The 24,483-nt window shown below is 44.4% G+C and carries 30 protein-coding genes and 2 pseudogenes; 1 reads left to right on the top strand and 31 read right to left on the bottom strand.

The window, feature by feature from the left end:
- The gene (spoIISC, locus tag NSS75_RS07230; protein WP_151174960.1) at nt 1-153 is read left to right on the top strand and encodes a three component toxin-antitoxin-antitoxin system antitoxin SpoIISC; all 153 of its coding nucleotides are present in this window, start codon (nt 1-3) and stop codon (nt 151-153) included.
- Here spoIISC and NSS75_RS07225 read toward each other — a convergent pair.
- From NSS75_RS07225 to NSS75_RS07075, 31 genes and pseudogenes are all read right to left on the bottom strand, one after another.
- On the bottom strand, nt 150-1,241 hold the full coding sequence (locus NSS75_RS07225) for an acyltransferase family protein (RefSeq protein ID WP_255004241.1): 1,092 nt from the start codon (nt 1,239-1,241) through the stop codon (nt 150-152). The two genes, spoIISC and NSS75_RS07225, sit on opposite strands and share 4 nt — an antisense overlap.
- A gap of 76 nt (nt 1,242-1,317) precedes the next feature.
- Nucleotides 1,318-2,214, bottom strand: a complete 897-nt coding sequence (locus NSS75_RS07220; RefSeq protein WP_216394649.1) for an N-acetylmuramoyl-L-alanine amidase — start codon at nt 2,212-2,214, stop codon at nt 1,318-1,320.
- Between the two features lie 12 nt (nt 2,215-2,226).
- A complete protein-coding gene (locus tag NSS75_RS07215; protein WP_024121086.1) occupies nt 2,227-2,490 on the bottom strand; it encodes a phage holin in 264 nt (87 codons plus the stop codon).
- Between the two features lie 12 nt (nt 2,491-2,502).
- Nucleotides 2,503-2,772: a hemolysin XhlA family protein gene (locus tag NSS75_RS07210; protein ID WP_024121085.1), complete on the bottom strand. Its 270-nt coding sequence runs from the start codon at nt 2,770-2,772 to the stop codon at nt 2,503-2,505.
- Between the two features lie 55 nt (nt 2,773-2,827).
- Nucleotides 2,828-3,667 (bottom strand): phage portal protein, encoded by an 840-nt coding sequence (locus tag NSS75_RS07205; RefSeq protein ID WP_216394650.1) that lies wholly within the window; start codon nt 3,665-3,667, stop codon nt 2,828-2,830.
- Nucleotides 3,668-3,710: 43 nt separating this feature from the next.
- The gene (locus NSS75_RS07200) at nt 3,711-3,875 is read right to left on the bottom strand and encodes an XkdX family protein (protein WP_185848046.1); all 165 of its coding nucleotides are present in this window, start codon (nt 3,873-3,875) and stop codon (nt 3,711-3,713) included.
- Nucleotides 3,872-4,201, bottom strand: coding sequence for an XkdW family protein (locus NSS75_RS07195; protein ID WP_216394651.1), 330 nt, complete (start codon nt 4,199-4,201; stop codon nt 3,872-3,874). The genes NSS75_RS07200 and NSS75_RS07195 overlap by 4 nt, the downstream gene beginning before the upstream one ends.
- Before the next feature lie 10 nt (nt 4,202-4,211).
- Nucleotides 4,212-6,020, bottom strand: coding sequence for a terminase (locus tag NSS75_RS07190; RefSeq protein WP_339237589.1), 1,809 nt, complete (start codon nt 6,018-6,020; stop codon nt 4,212-4,214).
- A 39-nt stretch (nt 6,021-6,059) separates the two neighbouring features.
- A pseudogene (locus NSS75_RS07185) lies at nt 6,060-6,326 on the bottom strand (terminase); the annotation flags it as partial.
- Between the two features lie 2 nt (nt 6,327-6,328).
- Complete coding sequence (locus NSS75_RS07180; RefSeq protein WP_198097782.1) at nt 6,329-6,601, bottom strand: hypothetical protein; 273 nt, start codon at nt 6,599-6,601, stop codon at nt 6,329-6,331.
- The gene (locus NSS75_RS07175; protein WP_339236762.1) at nt 6,598-7,176 is read right to left on the bottom strand and encodes a YmfQ family protein; all 579 of its coding nucleotides are present in this window, start codon (nt 7,174-7,176) and stop codon (nt 6,598-6,600) included. The genes NSS75_RS07180 and NSS75_RS07175 overlap by 4 nt, the downstream gene beginning before the upstream one ends.
- Nucleotides 7,160-8,206, bottom strand: a complete 1,047-nt coding sequence (locus tag NSS75_RS07170; RefSeq protein WP_044156236.1) for a baseplate J/gp47 family protein — start codon at nt 8,204-8,206, stop codon at nt 7,160-7,162. The genes NSS75_RS07175 and NSS75_RS07170 overlap by 17 nt, the downstream gene beginning before the upstream one ends.
- Nucleotides 8,199-8,624 carry a DUF2634 domain-containing protein gene (locus NSS75_RS07165; RefSeq protein WP_024121077.1) on the bottom strand — a complete coding sequence of 142 codons (426 nt, stop codon included), beginning with the start codon at nt 8,622-8,624 and terminating at the stop codon, nt 8,199-8,201. Before NSS75_RS07165 ends, NSS75_RS07170 begins: the two co-directional genes overlap by 8 nt.
- 58 nt (nt 8,625-8,682) lie before the next feature.
- A complete protein-coding gene (locus NSS75_RS07160; protein ID WP_106020452.1) occupies nt 8,683-8,949 on the bottom strand; it encodes a DUF2577 family protein in 267 nt (88 codons plus the stop codon).
- Nucleotides 8,949-9,926, bottom strand: coding sequence for a phage portal protein (locus NSS75_RS07155; RefSeq protein ID WP_103671559.1), 978 nt, complete (start codon nt 9,924-9,926; stop codon nt 8,949-8,951). Before NSS75_RS07155 ends, NSS75_RS07160 begins: the two co-directional genes overlap by 1 nt.
- A 15-nt stretch (nt 9,927-9,941) precedes the next feature.
- A complete protein-coding gene (locus NSS75_RS07150) occupies nt 9,942-10,601 on the bottom strand; it encodes a LysM peptidoglycan-binding domain-containing protein (protein ID WP_185848049.1) in 660 nt (219 codons plus the stop codon).
- A complete protein-coding gene (locus NSS75_RS07145) occupies nt 10,594-14,619 on the bottom strand; it encodes a transglycosylase SLT domain-containing protein (protein ID WP_339237585.1) in 4,026 nt (1,341 codons plus the stop codon). Before NSS75_RS07145 ends, NSS75_RS07150 begins: the two co-directional genes overlap by 8 nt.
- A 1-nt stretch (nt 14,620) precedes the next feature.
- Nucleotides 14,621-14,770 (bottom strand): hypothetical protein, encoded by a 150-nt coding sequence (locus tag NSS75_RS07140; protein WP_003239113.1) that lies wholly within the window; start codon nt 14,768-14,770, stop codon nt 14,621-14,623.
- 29 nt (nt 14,771-14,799) lie between these two features.
- Nucleotides 14,800-15,246 (bottom strand): phage-like element PBSX protein XkdN, encoded by a 447-nt coding sequence (locus NSS75_RS07135; protein ID WP_003232676.1) that lies wholly within the window; start codon nt 15,244-15,246, stop codon nt 14,800-14,802.
- Between the two features lie 89 nt (nt 15,247-15,335).
- On the bottom strand, nt 15,336-15,779 hold the full coding sequence (locus tag NSS75_RS07130) for a phage tail tube protein (RefSeq protein WP_003220592.1): 444 nt from the start codon (nt 15,777-15,779) through the stop codon (nt 15,336-15,338).
- 1 nt (nt 15,780) lies between these two features.
- Nucleotides 15,781-17,181, bottom strand: coding sequence for a phage tail sheath family protein (locus tag NSS75_RS07125; RefSeq protein WP_024121072.1), 1,401 nt, complete (start codon nt 17,179-17,181; stop codon nt 15,781-15,783).
- Entirely contained in the window at nt 17,181-17,393 is a 213-nt protein-coding gene (locus NSS75_RS07120) for a hypothetical protein (RefSeq protein WP_059336109.1), read from the bottom strand. The genes NSS75_RS07125 and NSS75_RS07120 overlap by 1 nt, the downstream gene beginning before the upstream one ends.
- A gap of 2 nt (nt 17,394-17,395) precedes the next feature.
- Nucleotides 17,396-17,836, bottom strand: a complete 441-nt coding sequence (locus NSS75_RS07115) for a phage portal protein (RefSeq protein ID WP_101860758.1) — start codon at nt 17,834-17,836, stop codon at nt 17,396-17,398.
- A 12-nt stretch (nt 17,837-17,848) separates the two neighbouring features.
- Nucleotides 17,849-18,337, bottom strand: coding sequence for an HK97 gp10 family phage protein (locus NSS75_RS07110; protein WP_339236755.1), 489 nt, complete (start codon nt 18,335-18,337; stop codon nt 17,849-17,851).
- Nucleotides 18,334-18,690: a YqbH/XkdH family protein gene (locus NSS75_RS07105; RefSeq protein ID WP_326324158.1), complete on the bottom strand. Its 357-nt coding sequence runs from the start codon at nt 18,688-18,690 to the stop codon at nt 18,334-18,336. The genes NSS75_RS07110 and NSS75_RS07105 overlap by 4 nt, the downstream gene beginning before the upstream one ends.
- A complete protein-coding gene (locus tag NSS75_RS07100) occupies nt 18,687-19,070 on the bottom strand; it encodes a DUF3199 family protein (protein ID WP_103671556.1) in 384 nt (127 codons plus the stop codon). Before NSS75_RS07100 ends, NSS75_RS07105 begins: the two co-directional genes overlap by 4 nt.
- Nucleotides 19,071-19,093: 23 nt before the next feature.
- Nucleotides 19,094-20,032 (bottom strand): annotated as a pseudogene (locus NSS75_RS07095) (phage major capsid protein); the annotation flags it as partial.
- Between the two features lie 21 nt (nt 20,033-20,053).
- Nucleotides 20,054-20,881: an XkdF-like putative serine protease domain-containing protein gene (locus NSS75_RS07090; protein WP_024121065.1), complete on the bottom strand. Its 828-nt coding sequence runs from the start codon at nt 20,879-20,881 to the stop codon at nt 20,054-20,056.
- A gap of 19 nt (nt 20,882-20,900) precedes the next feature.
- Nucleotides 20,901-22,391 carry a phage portal protein gene (locus NSS75_RS07085; RefSeq protein ID WP_024121064.1) on the bottom strand — a complete coding sequence of 497 codons (1,491 nt, stop codon included), beginning with the start codon at nt 22,389-22,391 and terminating at the stop codon, nt 20,901-20,903.
- On the bottom strand, nt 22,392-23,693 hold the full coding sequence (locus NSS75_RS07080) for a PBSX family phage terminase large subunit (RefSeq protein ID WP_024121063.1): 1,302 nt from the start codon (nt 23,691-23,693) through the stop codon (nt 22,392-22,394).
- Nucleotides 23,690-24,481 carry a terminase small subunit gene (locus NSS75_RS07075; protein ID WP_024121062.1) on the bottom strand — a complete coding sequence of 264 codons (792 nt, stop codon included), beginning with the start codon at nt 24,479-24,481 and terminating at the stop codon, nt 23,690-23,692. The genes NSS75_RS07080 and NSS75_RS07075 overlap by 4 nt, the downstream gene beginning before the upstream one ends.
- Between the last annotated feature and the right edge of the window lie 2 nt (nt 24,482-24,483).

The following is a 24,483-nucleotide window of genomic DNA, read 5'->3' as shown; positions in this document are numbered from 1 at the left end:
ATGTCAGGTGATACAGTGAAAAAATTGGTGCGGCGTGTGAAGGTTATTGATTACGGGAGGTTTGGCTTTTCCGGGTATTCGCTTCGGGTGAGGGAGCGGAGTGCCATGATATTGAAACATTTAAATAAACGGACAAAAAAAAGCGACACTTAAACAATATGTCGCTTTTTATATTCATCATTTTTATCTGTTTGATTAAGGAGCCTTGCATAAATGATTTCTAAATACCTCATTGGATAAATGATATATTTCACTATCCGGTTAAATGCACGCGATCCAAATAGATACGTTATTCCTAATGCCATCGTAAAACAAATAATCAACCGCGTGTCAGGGTTTTGCTCGTTTAACCAACTATTGTGATTAAAAAGCGGAAAGACAAAAATCATATGAAATAAAAAGATAGCAAGTGAGTTTTCTCCCCATTGGGTCAACTTGCTTTTACTAGCACCAACTGCATTTAATATTAAATAAATGCCTAACACAGCCAAGGAATAATGAAAAAGTACAATCCCTGTATAACTAAGATTCTCTATATGGAACTTTTGGTAGCCAAGGAAACCAAAAAACAGCTGATCAAATTTATCATTATGCTCATCCAAAATAATAAATACCAATACAGAGACAGATAAAGTGAAAAATAATTTAAACTTAAATTTGTCTAAAGAGCTGTATATTTTATACATGAGATCTTTTGAACAATAAAAACCAGCCAGGAAAAACGGAAGGAAAACAAAGGTTCTTAATATAGACAGTGTTTGCGTATGCATGTTGCTATAATATATTTTGATAAACTCTATAATTTGATCTGCATAAAACCTGGAATAAAAGCTTAGCCCCAGCAACAAAATCAGCAAAGCTGCCTGTAAGATTTTTCTCACGTTAATTTTTTTTAGAATGATAGCCAGCGCATACCAGCTGCCCAGACTGACAATATACCATAAATGAGTATGCGGGCTGCCGTAAGTAAATTGAATGACAGAAAAGTTCCCTGCGTAGTAACGGTACACACAGTAAAAGGTTTGAAAAATAACATATAACAGTATGAGATTGATAACTTTTTTGATTGATGGCCTTTTGGAAAAATAACCATTTAGAAAAATAAAAGCAGGCATGTGGAATGAATAAATGATTTCAATCATATTTTCCAGCCCGCTTTTACTGACACCCAGCAGATGGGCAAATACAACCAAAAATATCAATACGCCTTTGACGTTATTTAATTTAATATCTTTTTGCACAGTATGACCACCCAAAATACAAATTTCTCATATTCAGTATGGTTTTACTAGCAGACGTTGTCAATGTTTTCTTTTTCTACAAAACTAATAGAGTACTGATCTTCGCTTTTGTCGCAGGTCCGTAGATACCGTCGGCGGGTAGACCGTTAACAGACTGAAAACGCGCAACCGCGTCTGCTGTTTTCGGCCCATAAATGCCGTCAATTCCGTTGTTCACAGCTCCTTTATCAGGATAAAAGTAGAGAGCCGCCAGCGCTCGTTGCACCTGAAAGACGTGTTCGCCTGAGGTATATGGTGTTGTCAGCTGAATGATACCGTCAGGGAGCGGATAGAGTTCTGGCTCTGCAGCGGACGAAGGAGCACTTACAATTAACACTTGACCAACCTGAATGAGATTCGGATCTTCGATATTGTTCCACTCTTGCAGCTGAGCAACAGTAACACCGAACGCTCTCGCTATGGATGTAAGTGTGTCACCTTTTTTTACGACGTAAGTTTGGCTCCCGCCACCGCCAATTCCCGCTTTAAACGAGTCCCACGTATCCAACAGTTTTCGAGGGCATTCCTTCCCTGACCAATATTTGTGAGGCACGACGTTAGCGAGGCTGATACCGTGTTCATCCATCAATGTTTTGATCAGCCACTGGGCATTAGCTGTTGCTTGTGCAAAGTCGCCATCCGCATTTTCACAAATTTCAATCCCAATAGAAGCCCGGTTGCCGCTTCCGTTCCCGTCTCCTGCATGCCAGCCGTTTTCATTTAACGGCAGATGCTGATAAATCTCTGTATCATCAACTGTAAAATGCCAGCTTGTCGCCGTATCAGGGTTTTTCAAATAGCGGGCATGCGCTTGGGCATCGGCGCCTGCTGCCGTATTCGCTGTATTGTGTACGGTAATATAAAGAGGTGTCATCGCGTAGCCTGGGCGGTTATTGGCACCGACCGGAATAAAGTCTTGAATAATGTTAACCATTTTCATCTCTCCTTATTTCGTCAGATTATTTTCCTTTAGCAAGTCGCGTTGCTTTTTCCCTTTTTCTGTTACATAGTTGTTTTTAAACCAAGCTGCTAGTGTTGTCCCAATTGTGAAGATCACTGATCCTGCTGAATACAGAGCATCTGCAAGCTGATTCACCTGCTCTTCCTGTATGTCCAATGGTGATTTGCCAAACATCAGCATGCTCTGGTTGATGAGCGCAAGCAAAAGAAGCACCGTCCTAGTGACCGTGCCTTTATCATACGTTTTCATGATAATCCCCCTTTAATGCTGCAGCAGGTTGTACATAATGGCGATGGCTCCGCCTATGATACCTGTGCACACTGCTGTAATGATGGCACCTGTAATGGTGCGCTTAATCCATGTTGTATTTTCATCAATTTTGTTTAATTTTTCGTTCAGCGTCATGATTTGCTGGTCTTGCCGGTCAGACACGCGTTCCAATGCCGAAACTCTCTGTTCGAGCGCTTTTTGCTCGCCTTTCATGTCTGCTAAATCCTGCTGAAACACATTAACATCTATGTCTTGCTGCATCATTCACTCCTCCTTTACATGCGGATCACCTCCTTTCCGAGGCCAATTGCAATGGTTAAGAGACCGCGGTTCCTTTAATTGATAGACTCCCGCCGGTCATGCTGGCAATCTCCATTACGATCTCCTTAAAGCCTTTAATATCAAAGGACCAAGCCTCATCCTTGCCTAAGGTGCTGCAAGCGGAAGAAGCATCATCCGATTTCACGCCTCTGATTGGAAGTTTCTGTCCTGACACAGATTTCCCCCAAAATTTCACCTCACTCGTTTCCGCTGTGCCGAATACTTCAACGAGTAAATGCGCGGCACCGTCCACGGGTAAAGCAGTACCTTCGCCGGCGGACTCGGCATTTTCATGAAAAACAAAGTCAAACGTTTTGCCAGCTTCCACTTTCAACCGCCCATCGTCTGTTTGGTTTTCCTTCAAATCGATTTGCAAAGGAAGATTTTCATTTAAGCGTACGTCCATTTCACCTGCGCCGACTGATTGATATAACACAAACTCCGATTGCTGGAGATTGCCGTTAACATACCGAAATCGGTAATAGCGTTTCGTGATATACACCCAGTCAGTCGCTGTCAGAACACCTGCAGCAACATTAACTACTGCTGTCGTTGTCCAGACATTGTTATTGTCGCTTTCTTCTATAAAGAGCGTGCCTTCACGATCTGCATACGCCCAGCCCTTTACTTTAGAAATCAGAACTGCGCCAAGCCGGTCTTGTCCGAGCTGACTGTATGCCTCAGTGGCCTTTAACGCGGCATTTGTTAAAATCTCCGCTACACCTGAGAGATTTGAAACAGGTGTGACAAAATCGGTTTTTTCTCCTCTATACGGCTTTACAGCTCCAGCTTTTCCAGTCTTATCGAGAGGAAATTCATATTGATACTTGACCATTTTTATCCTCCTTTTCATGTAAAAACGAGCAAAATAAAAAAGCCTACATGGCTTTACCGGTAATTTCTTCATACTGGCCAGAAGTGATCAGTTTTTTGTTCACGCCTTCTGCCAGATCCTCAAATGAACAGTCTTGATATGCGATGGCCTGTTTCACCATATCCGTTGTCGCCCACTCATAGTAGAGGGCAAGCACCCAATAATTCATTCAGCACTCTCTCCTTTCAAAGATAATAATGAAAGCTTTATATCTGACAGCTCGCTCCCCAACGTTTTGTTTAGCTCTTCAAGCTTTTTGCGTGCCAGCTTTTCTTGCGACAATTCCTGAGCAAGCAGCTCCACCTGATCAGGCGGCTCGTACGGAGGATTTTTTTGCGATTCCTCCCACCAGGCTTCCAGTTCTTTTTGCGTCGGGATCGGGGCGCGCAGGTTCCACTTTTCAATGTAGGAACCATCTCCGTCATTCCGCAGCTCGAAATCTTTTCTTGGCACTGCGTCAGGGTATTTGTACATGATTGCATCGTATAATATCATTTTGTACCTCCTATCGTACAGGGTAATTTTGGCCACCTATTTCTGTTATATCAAAGTAGTTGTACCAACCTAAACTATCTGTGATATAGCGTTGTGTCTGCCCGTTATATCCAACATACAAATAAATCTCAATATAGTCTCCCTTGTTGACAGATACTGTTGCTGCACCATATATACCTATATTAATGTTCGTATTATCTTCGGGATTCGAAGGGCTGATTCTATAATGTGCGATGTTTTTATATCTACTCCCGTTTACATATATAGATGTTTCATAGTTTGCATATTCTAAATAATTTTCTATATATATACCTGCATTGACTAAATACATTCCGTCATTCGGTACAACAAAACGGTTGTTTGTAGCATCAAAGCAGTTATGGCTGTCTTTTATTTTCCTATTGAAATTAACTTTTTGAGACTCGCCTTTTGTTAACAACTGTTTTCCAGTAGTACCAATATTCGCGTGAGCAAATCCAGAAATTTTCTGCCAAGCCGTCCATCCTGAATCTGCCCACCAATGGCGGATCCAAGAACCTGTGTTAGTAAAGTAGGAGCTAGATTCATTTCCAGTTCCATAAAAATACTGAGCAAATCGAAAATTACTATGCTTTTCATTTTTTACAATTCCATAAGTAAGCGGGTATCCTGTTGTGTTATTGGCTCCTATGTCCATGAAAGTAATACCAGCTGGGTAATCATTTCCGCTTGTTCTCGCATCTTGGATTGCATTTGAGCCGGTAAGCACGGTTAATTTTTGATTTGTATAATTTGTGTCAACATAGTTTTTAGCATTAGACAAAGCTTTATCCGCTTTAGCTTGTGCGCTGGTTTCAGTTTCAACCTTGTTCCATCCTTGCCATGCAACAGTGCTTCCATCATAATAATTCGTAAAGACATTGTTTCTGTAATCAGTAGCAAAGACCCAACCAAACATACCTTTACCGTCGGTTGATTGGCTAGTCAAATGAAATACGCCTCTAATTGAAAATGGAGATGGAGCATTTACAGCTTTTCCATGTGCATAAAATGTGCCCATGCCTCTACCTTGATCAATTATTTTTTGAAGAATGTCCTCTCCTTCGTTTGCTGCAATGGACACCCCTCCTATATCGCTTGTTATTTTAGTAAGCTGAGCTCCATTCCATTTGCTTCTCTCAGCAGATGTAATGTGTATTACTGAATCCTTAGCATGATTAGATACCTTTGCCTCTGCCCCAGCTGTTGTCTCTAATTCAATCCACTCGGACCAGTTTCCTCCTGATATCGTTTTCCGATACGTTTTATTAGCATTATCAAAAGCGATAATCTGACCGTAATCACCGGCAGCATTGATTGTCCATATGCCCCTGACCGAAGTACCTGGACCATTTAACGTTTTTGACATCGAGGTGAAATGAACCATTCCAGCGTTCTTCGGAACAATTTCATGGAAATCATCTGTTTCGCTTAAGTATATTTTTGCTTGACCGTTATCTGCTGTGACTTTAAAAAGCTGACTGTTATTCCATTTGTCTTTGTCTGATTGTGTGACATGTATGTCCGCCTTACCTGCATGAGCGTTCACTTTTGTTTGAGCGCCCTCCGTCGTCTCTAATTCAATCCAATTTGACCAGTTGCCGTTTAAGAGAGTTTTACGGAAAGTTTTATTATCATTTGTCATCACAATTACATGACCATTTAATTTGCTGTCACTGCAAGTCCAAAACCCTCTTCCTGAGCCGCCTGGTGAATTTAGAGGCGTGCCAGTATAAGAAAAATAAGTCAATGTAGGATAGTTCAACAGTTCTGTATGGAAATCACTCGTGATATTGAACATAGGTTGTCCATTATTATTTGTAATCTTAGATAACTGTCCACTGTTCCATTTCACCCTCTCTTCCTCTGTAATATGCCGCACCTGATTTTGCTCATGTTCATCAAAATCCGTCTTGGACGCCTGCTGCACATTGTCCACATTCCCCAGCCCGATTTGCGCCTTTGTTGTGTTGTGGGGGTTGTTCATGTCGTTTTTGTGGGCAGCCAGGTCGGTGTGGGCGTCTTTTATGCCTTTTTCCCAGCGGTTGACGTCGTCCTCGTTAATTGGATCATCCGGAAGCCAGTCTGTTTTTTCTTCGTATGCCATGTTTACACCACCTCAAAGGTAAATCTGAAATCGAGTGTTCTGTTTTCACTCACGTCCAGGTCTGTTTTTCTTTCTGTAATGACATTGCCCAGCTCGTCAACAATTTGTACCGTTTCGATATGCTTGATGTCTTCCTCACGTTTTGTCAGAACGGTGACTATCGCTCCGGCAATGGAGAGCTCCACTATTTCTGTTTTTTGTCCGTTAAGCAGTACGTGATCAATTCTGCTTTTGAGATCGGCAGCTGCACGTTCTCTGTATATGGTTGAAATCAAGTTAAGACCACCTCATTATTGTTAAGGGTGACAGAATAACCGACCTTCAGCTCACTGGCTGTTCGGTATCTTCGGTGATTCAGGATGACTGTGTCCTTTATTTGGAGCGTCTCATTCAATCCGCCTCTGAGCGTATACGTCAGATGTGCCGGCTTCATATTTTCCAATGCTTCGATCAGCTCATTCATGTGCTGGAGATCATCAATATTGATGTCTACATTAAAGCGGTATTCACCGGGCAGCAGGCGGACTTGTGCCGACGGTTTTTTTAAGAAACGGTTCACCGCCTGCTCAATGGCCCTGTAGGTGATCGGCGGGATGTTCGACATCTTCGAAATGAGCCGTAATCGCCTGATTTCATCGGTGTCTCCCGATTCCCGCGGCACGTTTAAAATCTTTTCCCAGCGGCTAAGCCCCCATGTTGCTGTCGGGACAAATAACTGGTCTGTCAGATCAAATATGCTGTTATTTTGCTGATCAAACTCAGGTGCTTCCGCTTTCAGCAGCTCCGACATTTCTTTTAAGCTGGTGAGAAACGGCGGCAGATATGAAATCATGTCATCTTGTTTGCTCAATGATATTCACCTGCCCAAGCTTAGGGATTTCTACGTCGCTCAGCACTAAATTTTCGGAAGTGCCGTTGATTTTAATATTTGAATAATCACTGACAGACGGCGAATTATAGACGATGTTATTAATTTGAGAAAGGCGGATAATGTTATCTTCGAATGCCATTTTCTTAAAGAGATTTAAAACGCCTTCTTGAATTTCTGTCTTTACTTCATCAATCGAGTGATTGACTTCTGGAAGCACCTCGGCAGAAATCTCAACTTCCTTCCAGACCGCGCTCTCCACTGTGACAACGGCTCCGATTGGCGCCTGTCCCTCGCCCTGACCGGGCTCAGGGTCAATATAGTCTTTCACTTTTTGAATTAAGATTTCAGAAGCCGGTTCAAGATTGGCATTCGTGACGACAATTTTAACCGTCCCATCTCCGTTCCAAAGCGGGAAGATCTTTGCCTTTCCAACACCGTCCACTTCTTCAGCCCACTCTTTATAATGCATTTTATTGGCGCTGACAGCCTCACGCCGAACCCTCGTAAAATACCGTTCTCTTAAACTATCGTCTCCTTCTTCTTCACGCCCCGGAATCAGGATTTCTTTGACAATGGCTTTTTCCAATCCCGGGATGGTATCCAGTGACAACAGATTGCGTCCGGTCAGATTGGCGTTTCCTGCTTCTCCCGGCGTTTCACAGACAAGCGTCCCGTCTCCTGTATATTGAAAATAAAGATTGTCCACATAGAAGCGGGAGCCTTCAGGAATTCTGACGCCAGCTGTGAACTCCCCTGCTCTCACGGCCTTTGTTGCAGCTGTCCGTTCAATCCCCGCTTCCGCAGCGCGCCGGTCCAAAAATTCTCCTTGCGCAGTATCAGAAAACACAAGCTCAAGCACGGTATCAAGCCATATATACGACTTCGCAAGCTCGGCTGCCGCTGGGGCTAATGCGTTATAAATAACACTGCCTTCTCTCGTGTCAATATCTGCGGAGATGCTGTTCAGCATACGCTCCATAATATCTTCAAAGGTCTGATCCTCAAACATCTTCGCCAATCACCTCCTCAATCTCAAGCGATCCTTCATCTGTCTCGACTACAAAGGAAACATGAAACGCATCGCCTTGTTTTTCTATCTCAAAGTCTGTTACAGCGGAAATACGGTCATCATAAACAAGTGCCTCTTCTATGAGCCTTGGAATCTCCATTTTTTTGTAGGCATCAGTCGTCTCATGATCTGTAAGCACGTCCTGAAGCTCATTTCCGACATTATGGCTGTAAACTGAATACGCATATCGTTCAGTTTGTAAGGCGATATACACAAACTGCCTGATTGCTTCAAGCCCGGTAATCAGCTCATTTGTAATTCTTCCGTTTTCAAAATCTATTTTGTAGGTTTGCGAGGTTTCAATGACTTCGCCGTCATCTTCAATATCCTCAAACTCCACTTCTGGTGTCAGGGCCATGATGCCCACTCCTTTATACATGCTAAATAAAAAACCACTTCGTCCGAAGCGGTTTTGTTTACAGTTTATCTAAAATAAAAAACGATTGCCCGCCTGTCAGAGCTGCAGTCATGACGCGATCCCCCAACTCGAGTGCATCATCTCCTCCGGACTGCAACCGTTTTGGGATGATGAGGGCGTCAGCCGGTATAATCAGTTTGCTGTTTTCTTTTAATTTGATTTCAACAGGAGAAACCGAAACCACCTCAGCTGGGAGCAGCTCCACCGGAGATTCAGCATCAACCGCACCGACGGCCAAATGTTTGATGGCTTCACTCAGTCTCATCAGGAAACCCCTTCCGGCATCGTATTCTTTTCGACAACATCAATGGTCATCGTATGTTTCGTTCCTTTAAACTCATGCCGGTCTGTATCTACCCAATAGGTTTTTTTGATACCTGCCTCCGGAATGGATATAAAGACAGGCAAGCCGCTCTGCACTTCTGGAATGCCGATGGCCTGAATATTTTTCAGTTCTTTTTTTACGCCCTTTTTTTCAGCAAGTCGTACGTCGGCCCTCTGCTGAAGCTGCGCCTGGTTAATTTCGTCTGTTACGGTCTCCGTATATTGAAGCACGCCGTATTTGTTTAAGCCTGAACTGTCCTTCGCAGACGCTTTATACGTCTTATTATCCTTCTGGCGGCGCAGCACCACCCGTGTTGCGGTATCATTTATAGACGTGCTGTATTGGTAGCCCGTAATATTGACGCCGGTTTCCAGCACCCATATCTCCGACGGATCTGGCCAAGCGCGCAGACCGAGCTTTCCTTTTTCTGAATACAGCTGATAATTCCGTCCCGTCTGGCTCTTTGTCTGTTTTAAAGCCTTCAATATGATGTCGTACAGGCTCGTATCATTTTTAATCACAAGGCTTTTGATCGTATGACTTGTGTTCGCAATAGAGGTTGTCGGAATTTGAAAATCATTGGCGATCCTCCTGATCATCTGGTCAGCACGCTGATTGGAAAACACGTACACATCCTGATTTTTGACCAGATATTGCAGCATATCGTACGCACTGAAGGCAAGCGTATGTTCATCAGGCGTTCGGGCGAAGACGATTCCGCGGAAAAGCTCTTTTCCCTTCCACTTAAACAAGACGGTATCTCCTTCTGTGACGCTGTAATACGTCTGGTCGCCCTGTTTAATGACGATGGTCGCTTCTATGGAGCGCGGCGCTTGATATCGGTGCCCCTCCAGCGACACGCTTTCCGCTACCAGTTCAAGCCATTCTGTATCTTTAATGACGAACAATTCTATCATCATACATCACCTGCTTCATTGCGGTATCTTTAATTTTTGACCGGGAAAAATCCAGTGGCCCGGCTGCCTGATATTTCGTTTACTTCGCTTGATCATCGCTGTTTTATTGGCGTTCCAAATTTTGCGCCATTGCGTGCTGTTCCCGTAAAATCTGCCGGCAATGTCCCAAAGCGTGTCTCCCTTTTTTACTGTATAGGTTTTCGGAGAAGCCTTTGACGGACGTTTTGCCTTTGTTTTTTTCTTTTGCTTGATTTTTCGGGGTGAGGCGGTTTTGTATTCTTTTAGTACAATATCAAAATCCCTGTCTCCTATCTCTTTGTCACCTTCACTGTATTTAAGGCTTTCAATGCTGCATGTCATATTGATTTTTGTTCCTGTAATTAAAAATTGAACAGGCTTTTTAGCCTTCATCCATTTTTCAATTTTAACAATGGCGTTCTCTGGAGAAGGGATATTCTGATATTCAGCTATCGGGCTGTATTTCTTCGGAAAAAACGAAGAGAACGAAATTTCTTTCGCTCCCTGTTCGTCAATAAATGTAAGGTCACCGAACTTAGCTACTTTAACCGTCTCATTCTGAACCGTATTTGAAATATTCAGCTGGTCGGGAAGTACGGGGAGCCGCAGCTTGTCCTTCCCTTGTGAAATCCAAAATTCATATACGGATTTAGTCAAATGCAACGACTCCCTTCGTTCCAATATTGATATCCTTTTGCAGTTCGTCTATAAGCGCCTGCTTGATTTTCGCTGCAAGAGTTTCAGCGTCTTGTCCATTATGGAAGTGCTGGTCACCATTAAATTGAATATAAATTTCTTTTGATCCGGATACTGCTGTCGTTGGCCGGCTTGCCGAAGTAACAGCGGAGACTTGGCCTGATGAAAGCTCAGACTGCTGGGATTGAGACGGATCTGTCACTTCCATACCCAGAGCTTGCGCTGCTCTCTGAAGGAGGTAGCGGCCGCGTATGCCTCGCTCCTCCGGAATGATCCATTCCCGCTTGTTTCCTTCACCGACACGGGCGATTTGTTCTTTTGTGATCAGTCCGCCGTTGGCATAACCGACATAGGGACCTCCACGTTTTAAGCTTTTAATACCAGGTACATTATCAATTGAGCCGTATCTGCTTTTGATATAGCCGATAGCGGCAGCAGCGTTGTGAATCGGATTTCTAATGTTACCCATGCCCGGTGCTTTATGAGCATTAAATGTGGTCGGGACTGTCTGCATGAGTCCTTGTGATGGATTTCCCGCCTTCGCGTTGCTATCCCACAGGTTAATAGAGTTCGGGTTGCCCCCTGATTCATACTGAGCAATCGTCATCAATCCTGGAAGCCAGCTTAATGGTGTCTTTGTGGCCATCATTGCAGCCATAAGCCACTGCTTCACATTTCCCCCTACTGCACCCATTCCGGAATAAGCAGCTGCCAGTGAACCGGCTTGCTTTTCAGCGTATTTTTTCACATCGACAGAATCCAATCCTTTTACTACACCGACAGATGCAAAGCGACCGAGACTCATCATAACTCGAGAAGGCGAATGGATATCTAATTCTTCACGGAAAGCCGTCTCAACTTTTTTCGCGAGTTCCTTGGCGGCTTCATGGACTTCACTTGCCTTTGAAGTCATACCTGAAACAAAATTCCCAATCATGCCGCTTCCCCAGCCGTTTGATGATTCTTTAGAACGGACAAACGGTTTATTCACATGAGTGTTAACGTACTGATCAGTGCCTGTTTGCGAACTATTTTGTCCGGAAGCAAACCCTTTGATTGTACTGCTTCCCCATGATGAAGATTTGTTTACAGTAGCTTGGAACGGTGTTTTGACTTTTGATTGTAAAAAGCCGTCTGTTCCGGTTGCTGTGCTGTTTTGCCCCTTAGCATAGCCGCTTACCATCTGTTTTCCGTAATTTGGTGAAGAAGAAATCATTTGTGAAAATGGCGTATTGATGTTTTTCTTTTTCCAATCTTCCATTTTGACTGGCTGATTGCTGATGCCTTTACCAAAGCCTTCTGAAAATTGCTGTCCGAGTGTGGACGCTTGGCCTGTAAGATTTGCAGTGTCCATTGATGGAGAGGCTGATCCTGATACCGGACTGGCAGCTGCTCCTCTTGAAACAGATACCGGGCTTCCAGCAGAAGACGAAGCGGTTCCCATATCGTCTACGACTTGCATACCAAGTTTAGACGCCGCTTGTGAAAGAAGCATTTTACCTCTGCCTCGGTTGTTATCAACTGGGATAACGAATTCCTTGCCGGCTTCACCGATCCATGAGATGGTGGGTTTGGTGATGTAGCCGCCTGTGGCGTTCCGATTCAGAGATTGTTGAAGAACAGTCATATTTGTTGGAGACTGAGAAAAAATGTTATTAGTAGTTGTTTTAGAACTAGCTTTACCTTTCGAACTCTTTTCACTTGTTTTTTTCTCTAGATGAGTAATTTCCTGTCCTCTGTTTGTTACATTTGTAAAGAAACCACCGACTGCATCTTTAACATATCCTATACCTGAACTAGCAGCATCTTTCAAATCAATTACCCATTGAAATTTCTCAGCAATTTTCTCTGCTACTTTAACCAATGGTTCTTTCACATGTTTATTAAACCAAGTTTCAATTCCATCCCATGCATCCTCAAAGAATTTCCTTGCATCATCAAATTTTTCTTTTATTGAAGTTTTAATATCTTCTACTTTTGTGACAATCGGGTTCCACACATTATCATAAAACCAATTCGATACACTGGACCAAATATCAGAAATAGTAGTCCATGCACCATTGATTTTACTCCAAATCCATGTTGCCGCAGTTGTTACTGCTTCACTCACAGGGTTCCACACATTGTCCATGAACCACGTTGAAACAGTAGACCATATGCCTGAAATAACTGTCCAAGCGTTACACAATCCAGTCCATATCGTTGTAGCAACTTTAGTAACTGCTCCGCTTATTGGATCCCACACGTTATCCTTAAACCATGGGTAGACAATGTTCCATACTGCCAAAATGCCATCCCATGCATAAGCAAACAAACCTACTATAAAATTAATTACGGGTACAGCTACATTATAAATAGGCGTAAACACATACTGGTCAAACCAAGTTGAAACTTTACTCCATGTATCTTCAATCCAAGTAATAGCACCATTGGCAGTATCAGAAATAGAATTCCATTTTCCACTCCACCACTCTTTGTTAAATAGTGAATTGCTTATGTTCTCCTTTAACTTAGAAGTATCAAACATCTTACCAATGTTCTTACCTGCTTCTTCGCCGCCTATTCCGCCTACTAAACCGCCGCCGACTCCGCCGATAGCTCCCCCGATTACTGTACCTTCCGGACCCACAAAGGATCCGATTGTCGCACCAGCCTCTGCTCCGGCAGTTGCTCCTGCTTCTGCGCCGGCAATGCGTCCTCCGATTGAACCAACCTTTTCACCAGCATTATCTTTATTGATTCCAGCTAGATCGAACATTGCTAAAGCAGATCCTACGTATGGAACAGCCTTACCCATTCCTCTGAACGCTTTTCCTAGTTTGGATGAATCCTTCCCTAGCGATTTTAAGCTTCCGAGCCAGTTCTTGAACTTCGAACCAGAGGACCGTGGCGCACTTTCACCGGATGTGCCGCTCTGGCGTCTTCTTATTACCTCTCCAGGAACCCTAAGTGTTCTGTTTGGAGCCTTTGTCGGGCTTTTCTTTTTTTTATAGGTTTTTCTATTTTTACTGCCCGGACTGTTACCCCCGTCTTCACAGCAGCAACAGCAACAATTTCCTCCTGTATTACGGTTAAGGACTTTATTATCCGTTTCAGAATTTTCACCAGAATCGTCCTTTTTTTGAGGTCCTAGAATTTTATCAATGATCTTATCAAACACATCATTTTTCAGCTTTTCTATCAATCTTTCTTTGAAACGATCCAAAAAAGCTTTGCCTATTTGGTTGAGCGTATCCTTAATCCAAGGCCAAGCTGACTTTGTCCACCAATCCTTCAGCCATCCTTTGATTTTCCCGACCCAGCCAGGTTTTTGATCAGAACTTTTGTCAGCGCCTTTATCCGAAGCTTTGTCTGATTCTTTCTTAGATTTGTCTTTATTAATCGGGCTTTCTTTTTTATTGATTTTGTCTGATATTTTTGTCTTAACAACGACCTTTACATAATAGGTTTTTTCAAATTTCTTCAAAAGTGCTGTTAATCGATTCACTGTTTTTGTAATTTCATCGATAACTTTTAATTTGACTGTATATCCGTTTTTCAAATTTTTCTTGATATAACCAATAATCTTTTTAACGGCTGAAGTAACATTGTCATCTGGAACCAAAAGGAATGATAGTTTTTGTTTAGATAGCATCTTCTTTATTTTTTTGTACGCAGCTGCTGTCCGGTCTACCAAAGATACAGTCAGCTTCTTTTCTTTCGGCAACCGTTTTAGTTTTTGTTCAATCGCTTCCAGCTTTGAAGTGGCTTGGTCATCAAGTACAACTTTGATTTCAAGTGATTTCGCGAATTTCAAAATAATGTAGTCATTTATTTTTCTCAGCCGGTAAAATGCCTGATCTTCTGCTCTGATACTAATTTTGATTTGCCGATTAATGGTCTTTACTTTTTTTTCGACCTCTTGGAATCCTTTATGTATCCGTTTTAGTTTTTTAGATACCTTGTCTTCGAGATCAAAGCGGGCTGTTAATTTTGCGATTTTAATTCCCTCCTCTCCTTGATTCTTTTTCTAATAGATCTAACTTATATCCAATCAACCCAAATAAAAGAGCTTTAAAGTGCTTTGGTGCTTCATATAATTCAAGAAGCTGGGATGGCGAATAATGAAGTTCATGCATTGCATAATACAAATACACAGTTTCCTTATCGCCATCCTTTACTAGTTTTTTGCTTCTTCTTCTAGATCTTCAAGATCATCTTCAAAACCATTGATTTCAATTGCTTTATTCAGCCAGTTTGCATATTCTCCTCCCACCGATAGTACACGTTTGGCGACTTCCACCGGGTCTGCTGTTTTGTATGCCTCTCTTAAATCTTTTGAACGAAAATCCGGATAAATAGTGGATTCGATGGCAATTCTCGCATAAAAGCGCTGGGAGTCTAAATCTTTAACGCGTCCGCGGCCTTTCACATTTTTAAATGTTGTATTTTCTTTCTCCAGTTCATCAATTCGTTCGGTGGTAATTGGTTTTAAAATAAACGGTATGACATTCCCTTTTTTATCAACAAAACGTTTAGAGATCGGCACTTTGATTTCTTCGGCTTCGATTGTTTTTCCCGGCATAAAAAAGGAAAGATCATATACGTTTTCGTTCTTCTCGCTCATGTAAAAAACTCCCTTATCTTTAAATTGATTTCATCATTTAAAAACAGACCTTTCTCAGAAAGGTCTGCTTATGGCTTGTTCAGTTTTGATTAAAACGTGTCAGAAAGCTTTTCAGGCACGTCGAAGTCTTCAAATGTAAACGGAACTTCTTCCTCTAATGCTTCTGAATCGACATCGAGGCTGGCGATTTTTGCGGAGTCGAAGTTTACGTCGTAAAGCGTGACTCTTTCTGTTCCTCTTCCGGAAGATTTATCATCTAACACAGCCTGCAGGGTGAAATAAGGATCGCTGCCTTTTTTGACGTAATCCATCATAAGGATCACAAATTTTGATGTGACTTTGTAAAACGTCGCTGTGCCTGTTCCGTTTGCGCCTGTTGTTTTATGGCCTGTCATGCGGCGGCCCATAATATTTACTTCAGACTTGTTTTTCTCCACATTTGCTTCAAATGTTTTGATATGCGCCATTTCTTCGCCATCGAGAAATAAGCGTCCTTCTTTACCTGAAATCGTGTTTTGTGCTTTTAATGCCATATTAGTTTACCTCCACATTAAAGTAGAATTTTTCTGCTGCGTCGACAGGCTGTACAGCAAGGTCAATCAAGAAGCCGTCACGGTCTTCATTCATTGAAATTGTGATATCTTGATCAGAATCAAAACCGGTAATACCGCCCGCATCCTGAAGCGTTGTCATGTATTGCGTAATCATCGTTTTCACATACTGAAGCCCGTCTTCAGAGGCCGGGATGTCGCTTCCGCTTCCCTTTCTTGATTTGATTAATGCTTTCAGCTCGCGTGTTAAATCGTTATTGACGGCGTCTAAGACACGGACGATTTTGTTTTTCGCAAACTTCTTGTTTTTCTCAGCCGTAAATGTGACAAGTGAGTTAATGTCTTTTTCTACGCTTACCGATTTATCGCGGGCGTCAAATGTGAATAAAAATTCGCCTTTTCCTAAGCGTTCCACAATCGCGTCGTGGTCAAGGCGGTTTAAGACATCAACGGCACCTTCATACTCCACAAATGTGAGAGATTGGTTAAAGGTTGCTCCCGCACTTGCGCCGGCTACCCACGCCGTCGCTTTGTCCGGTGTCACTTCTGTTCCGTCTTCCAGCAGCACACCTTCTGTCACGTTGATGATGCCTTCATAGTCACCGCTGTAGTTGGCTGTTACCCCTTGGACTTTTTGCCCTTGACCGTCACGCAGACGCTTAATGAATGCGGCAAAGGTCGCCTTCAGCTGATCTCCTTCTGCAACCGGCAAAGCGATGACATCAAAGCTCTCTGTTTCAGCCGCAGCCAAGAAATCAGTATAGTCTGAGTTGACCGGCGCTTTATCTGTACCGCCGGATAAACGGATACCCGCAGATGCGTTCAGCGTCTCGGCAGCCGTGTCTCCCTCTGATCCAGTCAGCGGAATTGAAGAGGAAAGATCTCCTGTTCCGGTAAATGTCACATAGCCGTTTGCTGTTAATTCTTCAGCTTTTTTGACAGTCTGTTTATCCACTTCTGATTCATCCATATACGTTGTGACATCAAATGACGCTGCATCCAGTACATTTTCATTAATGCGGATGATGATGTCATTCCCTTTTGATCCGCCGTATAGAGCAGTCGCTTTAACGCCTTCGGCAATATCGGCAGATGCTCTGACGCCTTCAGTGAGGCGGTACATCAATACCGTTTTCGCGTTTTTCTTCGCTTCACGCAACAGTAATAAAGATGGATCGTCGATGCTGAGACCCACTTTTTTGTTTAAATCCTCCACGCTTGAAATGGAGACGAATGTTTTCGCTTCGCCCCAGCTTGATGCGACCGGAAGTGCGACCGTCCCCCGTTCACCAAGTGACACCCGTTCCTGTGCCGTCGTTTTAAAATTGAAATAAATGCCTGCACGGTCCTTTTCTTTTCCTGCTGTAAATGTTCCGCCATTCATTATTGCATGACCTCCTTAGTTAAAAATGTTTGTATCAATTGACTTGCCTCTGATTTCGTCAGGCGTGTTTTGTCCACGCCAAATAAAGCCCCCTGAAGGATCTCCGGCTTAACGCCGAACAGTTCCTTTGCGTGCTTGATCAAATCCGCTGTATCAAAAAGAGCTTCCCGGCTCTCTGTATGTACAGCCTTCGCTTGTTTCTGCTTTGCCACCGCTATTTCACCCCGCTGTTCATATCGATATCCTGTAAGACAGGCTGTTCTGTTTTATGATAATAATATCGGCTGCTCCACCTGATCACCATGGCCGCCTCGCCCCTGTCTCCCACCCTTGTCTCAATTCGGGTGATACGAAGCATATCTCCTGTCTCGTCACCGGATTCACTGAGCAGCGGAACTATATTTCTCGCTTCTCTGATGGCATCCGCGAGCCTGTCCGCTTCATCGAGCGCCTGCACGGAGTCAAGATGAAACAGCTTCACATTGAGACTGTAGGTTTTTTTAAATGTGGAGACTGTATCTGTTTCTTCAAAAACAGATGGCGCAGGGACATATAAAGACGGCACTTGAAACTGATCAGGCAGCTCGCTTTCATAAATGGGAACAGACCACTGGCTGTACAAAAAAGCCATGATCGATCCTGTTTCGCTGTTCATCCGGCTCCTCCTTTACATCTTTTTCAGCCACTGGCGCAATTTATGTTCCATTGATTTTGCAAACAGCTGTTCATATAGAAGCAGTGCATGCTCCCAATAGCTCGTGCCGGGTATCCATTTTTTCTTGAGTGCCATGCCTGTGGAAGAAGCCGGATCATAGATAAACCGTGAGCCTTGAAAATGCCCCGGCACCCATCTCACATCGTCCGCTTTCGACGTCCAGTGGCCGTCATTGAGAAAAGAGGCATATTCAAGCTGGGTCCCGACCTCAAGTGAGAGTCCGCCGCTTTGTACCTTCCAGAGGTTATCCTCTGAGCCTTTCTGAAAGGAGCTGAGCAGTTTTTCTGTATCTATCGTTTGCATGCTGATGAGTTCAGATTGTACGATCTCCAGAAAATCTTGCCCACACTCTTCAAGCCACCGGGACGCCTCGCGGGAAAAACCGCCGGATGCCGCTTCTTTTAACGATGCGTTCAGCTGTTTAAGTCCCGCTATCTTCATAGACTTTCATCTCTGACAGCGATGACTTCCCAATGATGGTGTCTGATCTTTTTTGGCAGCTTCAGAATATAGCTGTTGTGTTGCCAAATGATTTTGTCGTTCATCCGGATATCCGCAGAGAATGGAAAATGAACAAGCAAGCTGTGATACACGGTTTGATCAGGCTCCTCCTGAATCAGCTGCTGCGTTTTTTCTGTAAAGTAGCAAGGGACATTTTCTTCATCAGGTGTATTCGGATATGAAAATACCGGCTGAAGCTTGTCCGCCGGAATTCCGAATCGTCCTGCCAGCGGCGGCTGCGCTGTTGCATGATAAATATCACAGCGATGGATCAGCATCTGCTGATAACTCATAACGACCGCACCTTCAATCTGGCAGACTCCGGAACATAGTCCGGTGCGATAAACTCTTCCAGCAAATGATATACATCGGGCTTTTGAATGCCGGCTTCACCGGAAACCGTGTAGGAGTAATCCCCCATTTTCTCAGACTGATATCTTGATGCGGCTGATTCGTCGCTGTTTACTAGCGCAAAGTATTGGGCGAGCTTCAGCAAAGCTAATCTCGCCTTTTCAGGGAGCGGGTCGTAGATGCTGTCTGTAAAGCTGTGCCCTGTAATGAGGGCCGCTTCCGATTCCGCCTCGATGATATCCTGCGCCAGCAGTTCTTCCGGCCTGTTTTTCACCTGGTCATAGACCGAATAGGCGGCAACGTCCGTCGGTTCGATGAGCATATAAGCTGGCCACCCCATTTCGATTATTCTTTTACGTTAATTAATTTAGCGCAGGCATCCTCTTCCTCGAACTTGCTGTCCAGCTTCGCCGTTAAGACAATGATGAACTTACGGGAGCGGATATCCTTGTCGACTTCAATTCGAATATTGCGTGAGAAGCCGAGAATGATATTTTTCGGATGTGTCAGAATGATATCGGACGCATCATATTGCGCGTCTCCCTCTCCGACTGCGTACGGCTGGATATTGGATACCCCTTTTACCGGTACGCCAAATGCTGTGGACAAGCCGCCCTGAACAGCCTGGTCCCCAAGATTTGTCTGGCGGTCCGCCACACGGTCCTTCCATTCAACTTCTAAGCCGTGCGATGTATAGAATCTGAATTCCTGAGGGATGCGCAAATATTTTGGCGGAACAGCCTTTAAGCCTTTTTTAAATGTCGCTCTGGACAGTTCTTCACCATTCATATCGACGATGTGGGACACTGCTTGTTTACGGATGCCGTCCAGCTGCGCCAGGTATGGATCTGCTGATGCAGTATCTCCGTTTACGATCAGCTCTTCAATATCAACTGCCGCCCGCTCTGCTAAAATTTGCATGATCGTTTGCTGCAGTCCGCCTTTTTCAATATTGTTTTCGAGCGTGTCGTACGTAATGTTAATTTCCGCAATGACTTCCTTTGTGTTCAGCTGGACAGTGCTTGTCGTCGGAACCGTCAGTTCGTCTGTTGTCAGCGCCTTTCCTTCTTGAGCCGCGCGCAAAATACGCTGGCCGAAACCGATTTTCTCAAATTTTTGCGAATCGTTTTCCATTTGAATCACACGGGATTCACTGAAAATCGTCGGCGTGTTTTGCACCATGCGGATAAAAGCTGATGCTTGTGCAGGGTTCATGAGCCCGCCGCTTTTTAAAGCAGAAAGCGACATTTCCGCTTTCCGAATGATCTCTTGATTTCTCAATTGATTTCCTCCTCTTTGACTGGTTTACAGCAGTCCGCTCCAGATTGATTTTTTGACTTGCTCTGTATTGCCGGCCGCATCGTCCGCCGTCTGTTTAGAGGCTCCCCGAGCTTTTTCCAGGGCCTCAATGCGTTCGATCAGCGGGGCAATCATGTCCTCAACGAGCTTCTTCAGGCGCTCGTCATCTCCCGTCTGCTCCGGTTTTTCCTCTGTTTCTGTGTTTTTTTCAATTGTCTCCAGCCGTTTGAGCAACGGATACAGCGCATGCTCGATTGATTCCCTCATGTCTTCTTTCCTCATTTCTTCAGTCTCCTTTCCTGTTTTGTCGGCCAGCAGCTGCTTAAATACGCTTAGAAATCCGGCTTTTTCAACCGGTTCTTCTTCATATACATCAGCAGTGCCCGCCATGCTGTAGCCGGTGATGATGCCGGCTTTGATTTGTTCCCACACCTCATCTGACGCTCTTGTCACAAGCACCCACGAGCCCTTTGTAATCCGTTTTGTTCCGATGATAAAATCATCGGGCGCCACATAGGATTCAACGACCACGCCTGTGCCGCCTTCAAAGCTGTGATTGATATCAATCTCCCGCGCGTCTGCAAGAAAGCCATGCGCCGCTTTTTCAATTTCTTCTGCGGTCATATAGTCGCCGTGGGCATCTGGAACATCAGGCTCATACACAATTCCGTATACGAGCTTTTGTTCATCCTGCTCGCTTTTCGTAAACAGCCGAACTTTTTTTTCAAATGACGGAGGTTCGGCTGACTTCGTAAAGAAAAATTCTGTCTGGTTTGCCGCCTTGTCCACATAGCTGACAAAGCTGATTTTGGCATTTTTCAATTCCCGCGCCACCTGCTTGATTCACCTCCCTTCAGGACGTTTTGATATCTTCGATGCTGTCCTTCAGCTCCTGCATAAGTGCTGTCAGATTTGTCTTTTCAGCATCCTGTCCGGCAGGGCGTTTGTAAATGTCCTCCGGCCACTCCTCAAGCGTTTTGCCGAGCACCCGTCCGGCAAGGTCTCGCAAATCATTCGGCGAAACGGCTCCAGCTGTAATAAAAGGACCGAGCACTTTCGCAATCTCAAGCGGATCACGAAAGTCCGGTCCTTTTAATGTCAGCCTCACATCATGAAGATTCAGCTCCGGCAAAAGCAGTGTGTTCAATTTGTTGACAAGCGTTTTCCGCTCTGGCTGAAACACCTGCTCCTCCGTAATTTTTCTCGCTGTATCAGCCGTAGCCCGGTTGTATTCCTGAGCTTCTCCCGTATAAAGCGGGGGCAGACGGAAAGCAGAGCGCAGCTTATTTCTGCTTTTTTCATCATATTCAAGAAACAAGGCGTCGTTTTGCAGGATTTCCGCAAGGGATTTGATTTCCACAGAAACCGGTGTGATATCTTCACCGCCGTGAAGGTCCTTCTCCTTCGCGATGCCTTCCGCCTCAATCAGAAGAAATTTATGGGCGTTTTCCACACCTTCAAGGTCATTCATATACTCCTGCAGTTCCCGGTAAGAAGCTTCAGACAGCATCCCGTTTTCCACCGTAATCGCCGCGGGTACGTGACGCCCCTGCTTAAAGTACATAAAATTGAGCTCTTCCGCTTTCCGGGCGCCGTATAAATTGACGATATTGCCTACCCAGCGGGGCACGCCGTATACGCCGCTTCCGATTTTAAGATGGATCACTTCGTTTGCTTGGTGCTTTTCAGCCAGTGTGCTGACATATTCGCCCGTGCGCATGTCCATTTTTCGGGGATCGCCGTATTCTTTGAAAAATACTTTTTTTCCATTGATCATCTGTACAAATTTCCGAAACCGTTTTTGCCTTTTGATTCTCTTCACTTTTCCGTTTTCTTCATACATAAAAGATACTTCAACAGGCTCGCCGGCTCCGCATACGCGCATATATTTCACATCCAAATATTCAATGCCGGCCGGTTTTCCCATCCCGTCGCGAAGTACTTCCATAAAGCCGTTTCCGGTTTTTTCCCTGTCTTCAATGGCATAGCCTAAAATCATTTCAGCAGATTCATCAAAGTGAAGGCATTTGTAAAAGGCTTCAAGTCTGGCCCAGTCTTTTTCTGCTTTTTTCTTTTTCTCCTGGTCGACATCCGTGGCGTTGACATCAAACGTGTACTCCACATCAAAACCAAAACCAGTAATATTCACTCTGTACGCATCAATGCATTGCTGAAGAATGGTTGAGTATTCAGCAATTGTTTTGAGCTCGGTGATATTGTAGGGCGGAGCGATGATATCCTCTCCGTACAAATCAGAAAAGTCGTCTTCATAAATTTGCTTTGTTTGAGGAGCAGATGCATTGGCTTTTAAAACCGTTGCTCTGACTGTTTGATTGTGCGGCATTTATGACCTCCTCCTTTCTCGGTTCGGACGGATTCGTTTTTGCGCTGTTTCCTTCACATCTGCGACCTCATAATCATCGAGCGCATACCAAATAGCAGAAAGCGTATGCGGGTCAATCGTGAATTCATCTTCAATCAGCGCGCCGTTTTTATCTTTGGCGTACGTCAGTGTCTTGAGCTCATAGATGACATTTTCACAGCGGTCCGAACAGAAAATTTTTTTGAAGCGTTTGACCTTTTTGGTGTATTGAAGCCTGGAGCCGGGAAACTTCCTGGCTCCGACCATCCGAAAACCCTGCTGGCGGAAATATTGAATGCTTTTCGGCTCAGCAGAGTCGGCTTTGATCATTTCCTGTGTTTTAACCAATTCCTGCAGCTCCTCAGCCGTCTTGTCATCTGTCATTTTGTTTTTATAATACTCCCAATAAATGTAGAGATATTTCTTATCAGGATCGACGGCGAGACGGACGACAGCATTGTAGGATTCTTCGAAACCAAAATCCATGCCTGTGCGAAGGATCGGCTGGCTGATGGCGGCAATACGTTCTTCGATACGGTCGTGCGGGAGCACCTCAAACTGCGGTAGCACCCTGATTCCATTGACGCCGAACCTGCCTTTACGGGCAATTCGGTATAAGTCAGGATCATATTCCTTCAGTCCGTCAAGCTGCCTGATATAGCTTTTCGGGAGAAAGAGGTTGTCGTTTGCCGTGGAATGATGGTAATACGTATCTCTCCTGACAAGTGTCCGCTTTTCGTAAAGCTCGCTGTCATCCAGCACAAACCGCTGATTGCGTTCATCCCGAAAAAAATGCCGGTACGTCCAATTGGAGGTGCCGACGGGATTGGTGGTGCAAATCATGTGCAGCTTCAGCTCAGGGTGGCGAAGACGGCCGATTAATTCCTTAAAGCCTTCATACTTCACCTCAGAGCACTCTTCAATCCATATTAAAGAAATGTTGTGAACAGATTTCAGCTTCGCCGGGTTGTCCATTCCTTTGAACATGATCCGGCTGCCGTTTTGAAACCGTAGCTGAAGCGGGGAAGAAAGTGCTGCGGCTGCCTTCGTGAGACCAAGCTCTTCAATCACCTCTTCAAATAAAGCGAAGGTCGAATCCCGGTGGGTATCGAACACCTCGCGTATGACGAGCGCCGTCCGCTTTTCCTTCAACAGCTTTAACACGATTTTCAGCGCCGTATGATAGCTTTTTGATGAGCCGTAGCCGCCGACGAGAAACTGGTACGTCTGCTCCCAATTGAACACGTAATCTTCAAAATGAGGATTGATTTCTTTTACAATCATGCCTTGTCCTCTTTTCGTTTGATCATGATTTCAATTGGCTCGCGGCCGTCATCAGTTTTTTCCGCTTTTTGTTTCGCGAGCTTTAACTTCTCATTTTCTATTTTTTGTTTAAATTGATCCGGAAACAAATCAAAGTATAATGACAGCTTTTCAAGTGCTTTCATCTTATCGGCAAGCTTAATGGCGATGCCTTCCTTGCCGAGCTTTGCCTCCGTGACAATTGTGCCGTCAACGAGACCGGAGTCTTTGACGTCGACAAAGCTGATTTCCTTCATGATCGGGTTATCATCTTCATCAAACAGCGGTCCCGACTTTCCGACGGCCTGCACCTCTTTTTTGCCAAAGGTCACATAATCCGTGATATCGGCGAACGCGATTTTGACATATACCTGCAAAACGTCCATCGCTTCAATAAACACTTCATTCACCATTTCTTTTTTTATCCGCCTGATTTCAGCGGCAACCTTTTCATTCTTTAACAGCCTGCAGCCCGTCACATGGGCGCTGTCCGGAGAATAGCCCGCCTTGATCGCTGACTGTGTCGCATTGAAGCTTTTTACGTAGTACAGGCAGAACAGCCGCTGCCGTTCATTTAATTCATCGTTTTCTATGCGGCGCTGCTTATGTCCGTTTTCAGAAAACAAGGCTTCTTTCCATCCGTCCTGTTTTTTCCAGATGCCGATTGTTTTCGCCGAAACGCCGATTGTGTCTGCAATGGCCCGGTTTGTGATATTTCCCTGATGGTGCTGATAGATTGCTAATGCTTGTTCTCTCTGTTGTGTTTTCATGC

This window comes from Bacillus sp. FSL K6-1012 (assembly GCF_037964915.1).
In the GTDB taxonomy this organism is placed as follows: Bacteria; Bacillota; Bacilli; order Bacillales; family Bacillaceae; genus Bacillus; species Bacillus halotolerans.
Note: the sequence above shows the minus strand (reverse complement) of the source record. Positions and strands in the feature narration are given on the sequence as shown.

What these genes read in the sequence shown, in the direction of transcription:
- NSS75_RS07215 (WP_024121086.1), bottom strand. Translation starts at nt 2,490, where the DNA reads ATGAAAACGTATGATAAAGGCACGGTCACTAGGACGGTGCTTCTTTTG.
- NSS75_RS07155 (WP_103671559.1), bottom strand. Translation starts at nt 9,926, where the DNA reads ATGATAGAATTGTTCGTCATTAAAGATACAGAATGGCTTGAACTGGTA.
- NSS75_RS07220 (WP_216394649.1), bottom strand. Translation starts at nt 2,214, where the DNA reads ATGGTTAACATTATTCAAGACTTTATTCCGGTCGGTGCCAATAACCGC.
- NSS75_RS07170 (WP_044156236.1), bottom strand. Translation starts at nt 8,206, where the DNA reads ATGTTTGAGGATCAGACCTTTGAAGATATTATGGAGCGTATGCTGAAC.
- NSS75_RS07130 (WP_003220592.1), bottom strand. Translation starts at nt 15,779, where the DNA reads ATGGCATTAAAAGCACAAAACACGATTTCAGGTAAAGAAGGACGCTTA.
- NSS75_RS07190 (WP_339237589.1), bottom strand. Translation starts at nt 6,020, where the DNA reads ATGTTCAATATCACGAGTGATTTCCATACAGAACTGTTGAACTATCCT.
- NSS75_RS07110 (WP_339236755.1), bottom strand. Translation starts at nt 18,337, where the DNA reads ATGAAGATAGCGGGACTTAAACAGCTGAACGCATCGTTAAAAGAAGCG.
- NSS75_RS07210 (WP_024121085.1), bottom strand. Translation starts at nt 2,772, where the DNA reads ATGCAGCAAGACATAGATGTTAATGTGTTTCAGCAGGATTTAGCAGAC.
- NSS75_RS07160 (WP_106020452.1), bottom strand. Translation starts at nt 8,949, where the DNA reads ATGAGACTGAGTGAAGCCATCAAACATTTGGCCGTCGGTGCGGTTGAT.
- NSS75_RS07165 (WP_024121077.1), bottom strand. Translation starts at nt 8,624, where the DNA reads ATGGCCCTGACACCAGAAGTGGAGTTTGAGGATATTGAAGATGACGGC.
- NSS75_RS07085 (WP_024121064.1), bottom strand. Translation starts at nt 22,391, where the DNA reads ATGCCGCACAATCAAACAGTCAGAGCAACGGTTTTAAAAGCCAATGCA.
- NSS75_RS07075 (WP_024121062.1), bottom strand. Translation starts at nt 24,481, where the DNA reads ATGAAAACACAACAGAGAGAACAAGCATTAGCAATCTATCAGCACCAT.
- NSS75_RS07135 (WP_003232676.1), bottom strand. Translation starts at nt 15,246, where the DNA reads ATGAGCGAGAAGAACGAAAACGTATATGATCTTTCCTTTTTTATGCCG.
- spoIISC (WP_151174960.1), top strand. Translation starts at nt 1, where the DNA reads ATGTCAGGTGATACAGTGAAAAAATTGGTGCGGCGTGTGAAGGTTATT.
- NSS75_RS07105 (WP_326324158.1), bottom strand. Translation starts at nt 18,690, where the DNA reads ATGAGTTATCAGCAGATGCTGATCCATCGCTGTGATATTTATCATGCA.
- NSS75_RS07205 (WP_216394650.1), bottom strand. Translation starts at nt 3,667, where the DNA reads ATGGTCAAGTATCAATATGAATTTCCTCTCGATAAGACTGGAAAAGCT.
- NSS75_RS07115 (WP_101860758.1), bottom strand. Translation starts at nt 17,836, where the DNA reads ATGAACAGCGAAACAGGATCGATCATGGCTTTTTTGTACAGCCAGTGG.
- NSS75_RS07100 (WP_103671556.1), bottom strand. Translation starts at nt 19,070, where the DNA reads ATGCTCATCGAACCGACGGACGTTGCCGCCTATTCGGTCTATGACCAG.
- NSS75_RS07200 (WP_185848046.1), bottom strand. Translation starts at nt 3,875, where the DNA reads ATGAATTATTGGGTGCTTGCCCTCTACTATGAGTGGGCGACAACGGAT.
- NSS75_RS07125 (WP_024121072.1), bottom strand. Translation starts at nt 17,181, where the DNA reads ATGAATGGCGGAACATTTACAGCAGGAAAAGAAAAGGACCGTGCAGGC.
- NSS75_RS07080 (WP_024121063.1), bottom strand. Translation starts at nt 23,693, where the DNA reads ATGATTGTAAAAGAAATCAATCCTCATTTTGAAGATTACGTGTTCAAT.
- NSS75_RS07195 (WP_216394651.1), bottom strand. Translation starts at nt 4,201, where the DNA reads ATGATATTATACGATGCAATCATGTACAAATACCCTGACGCAGTGCCA.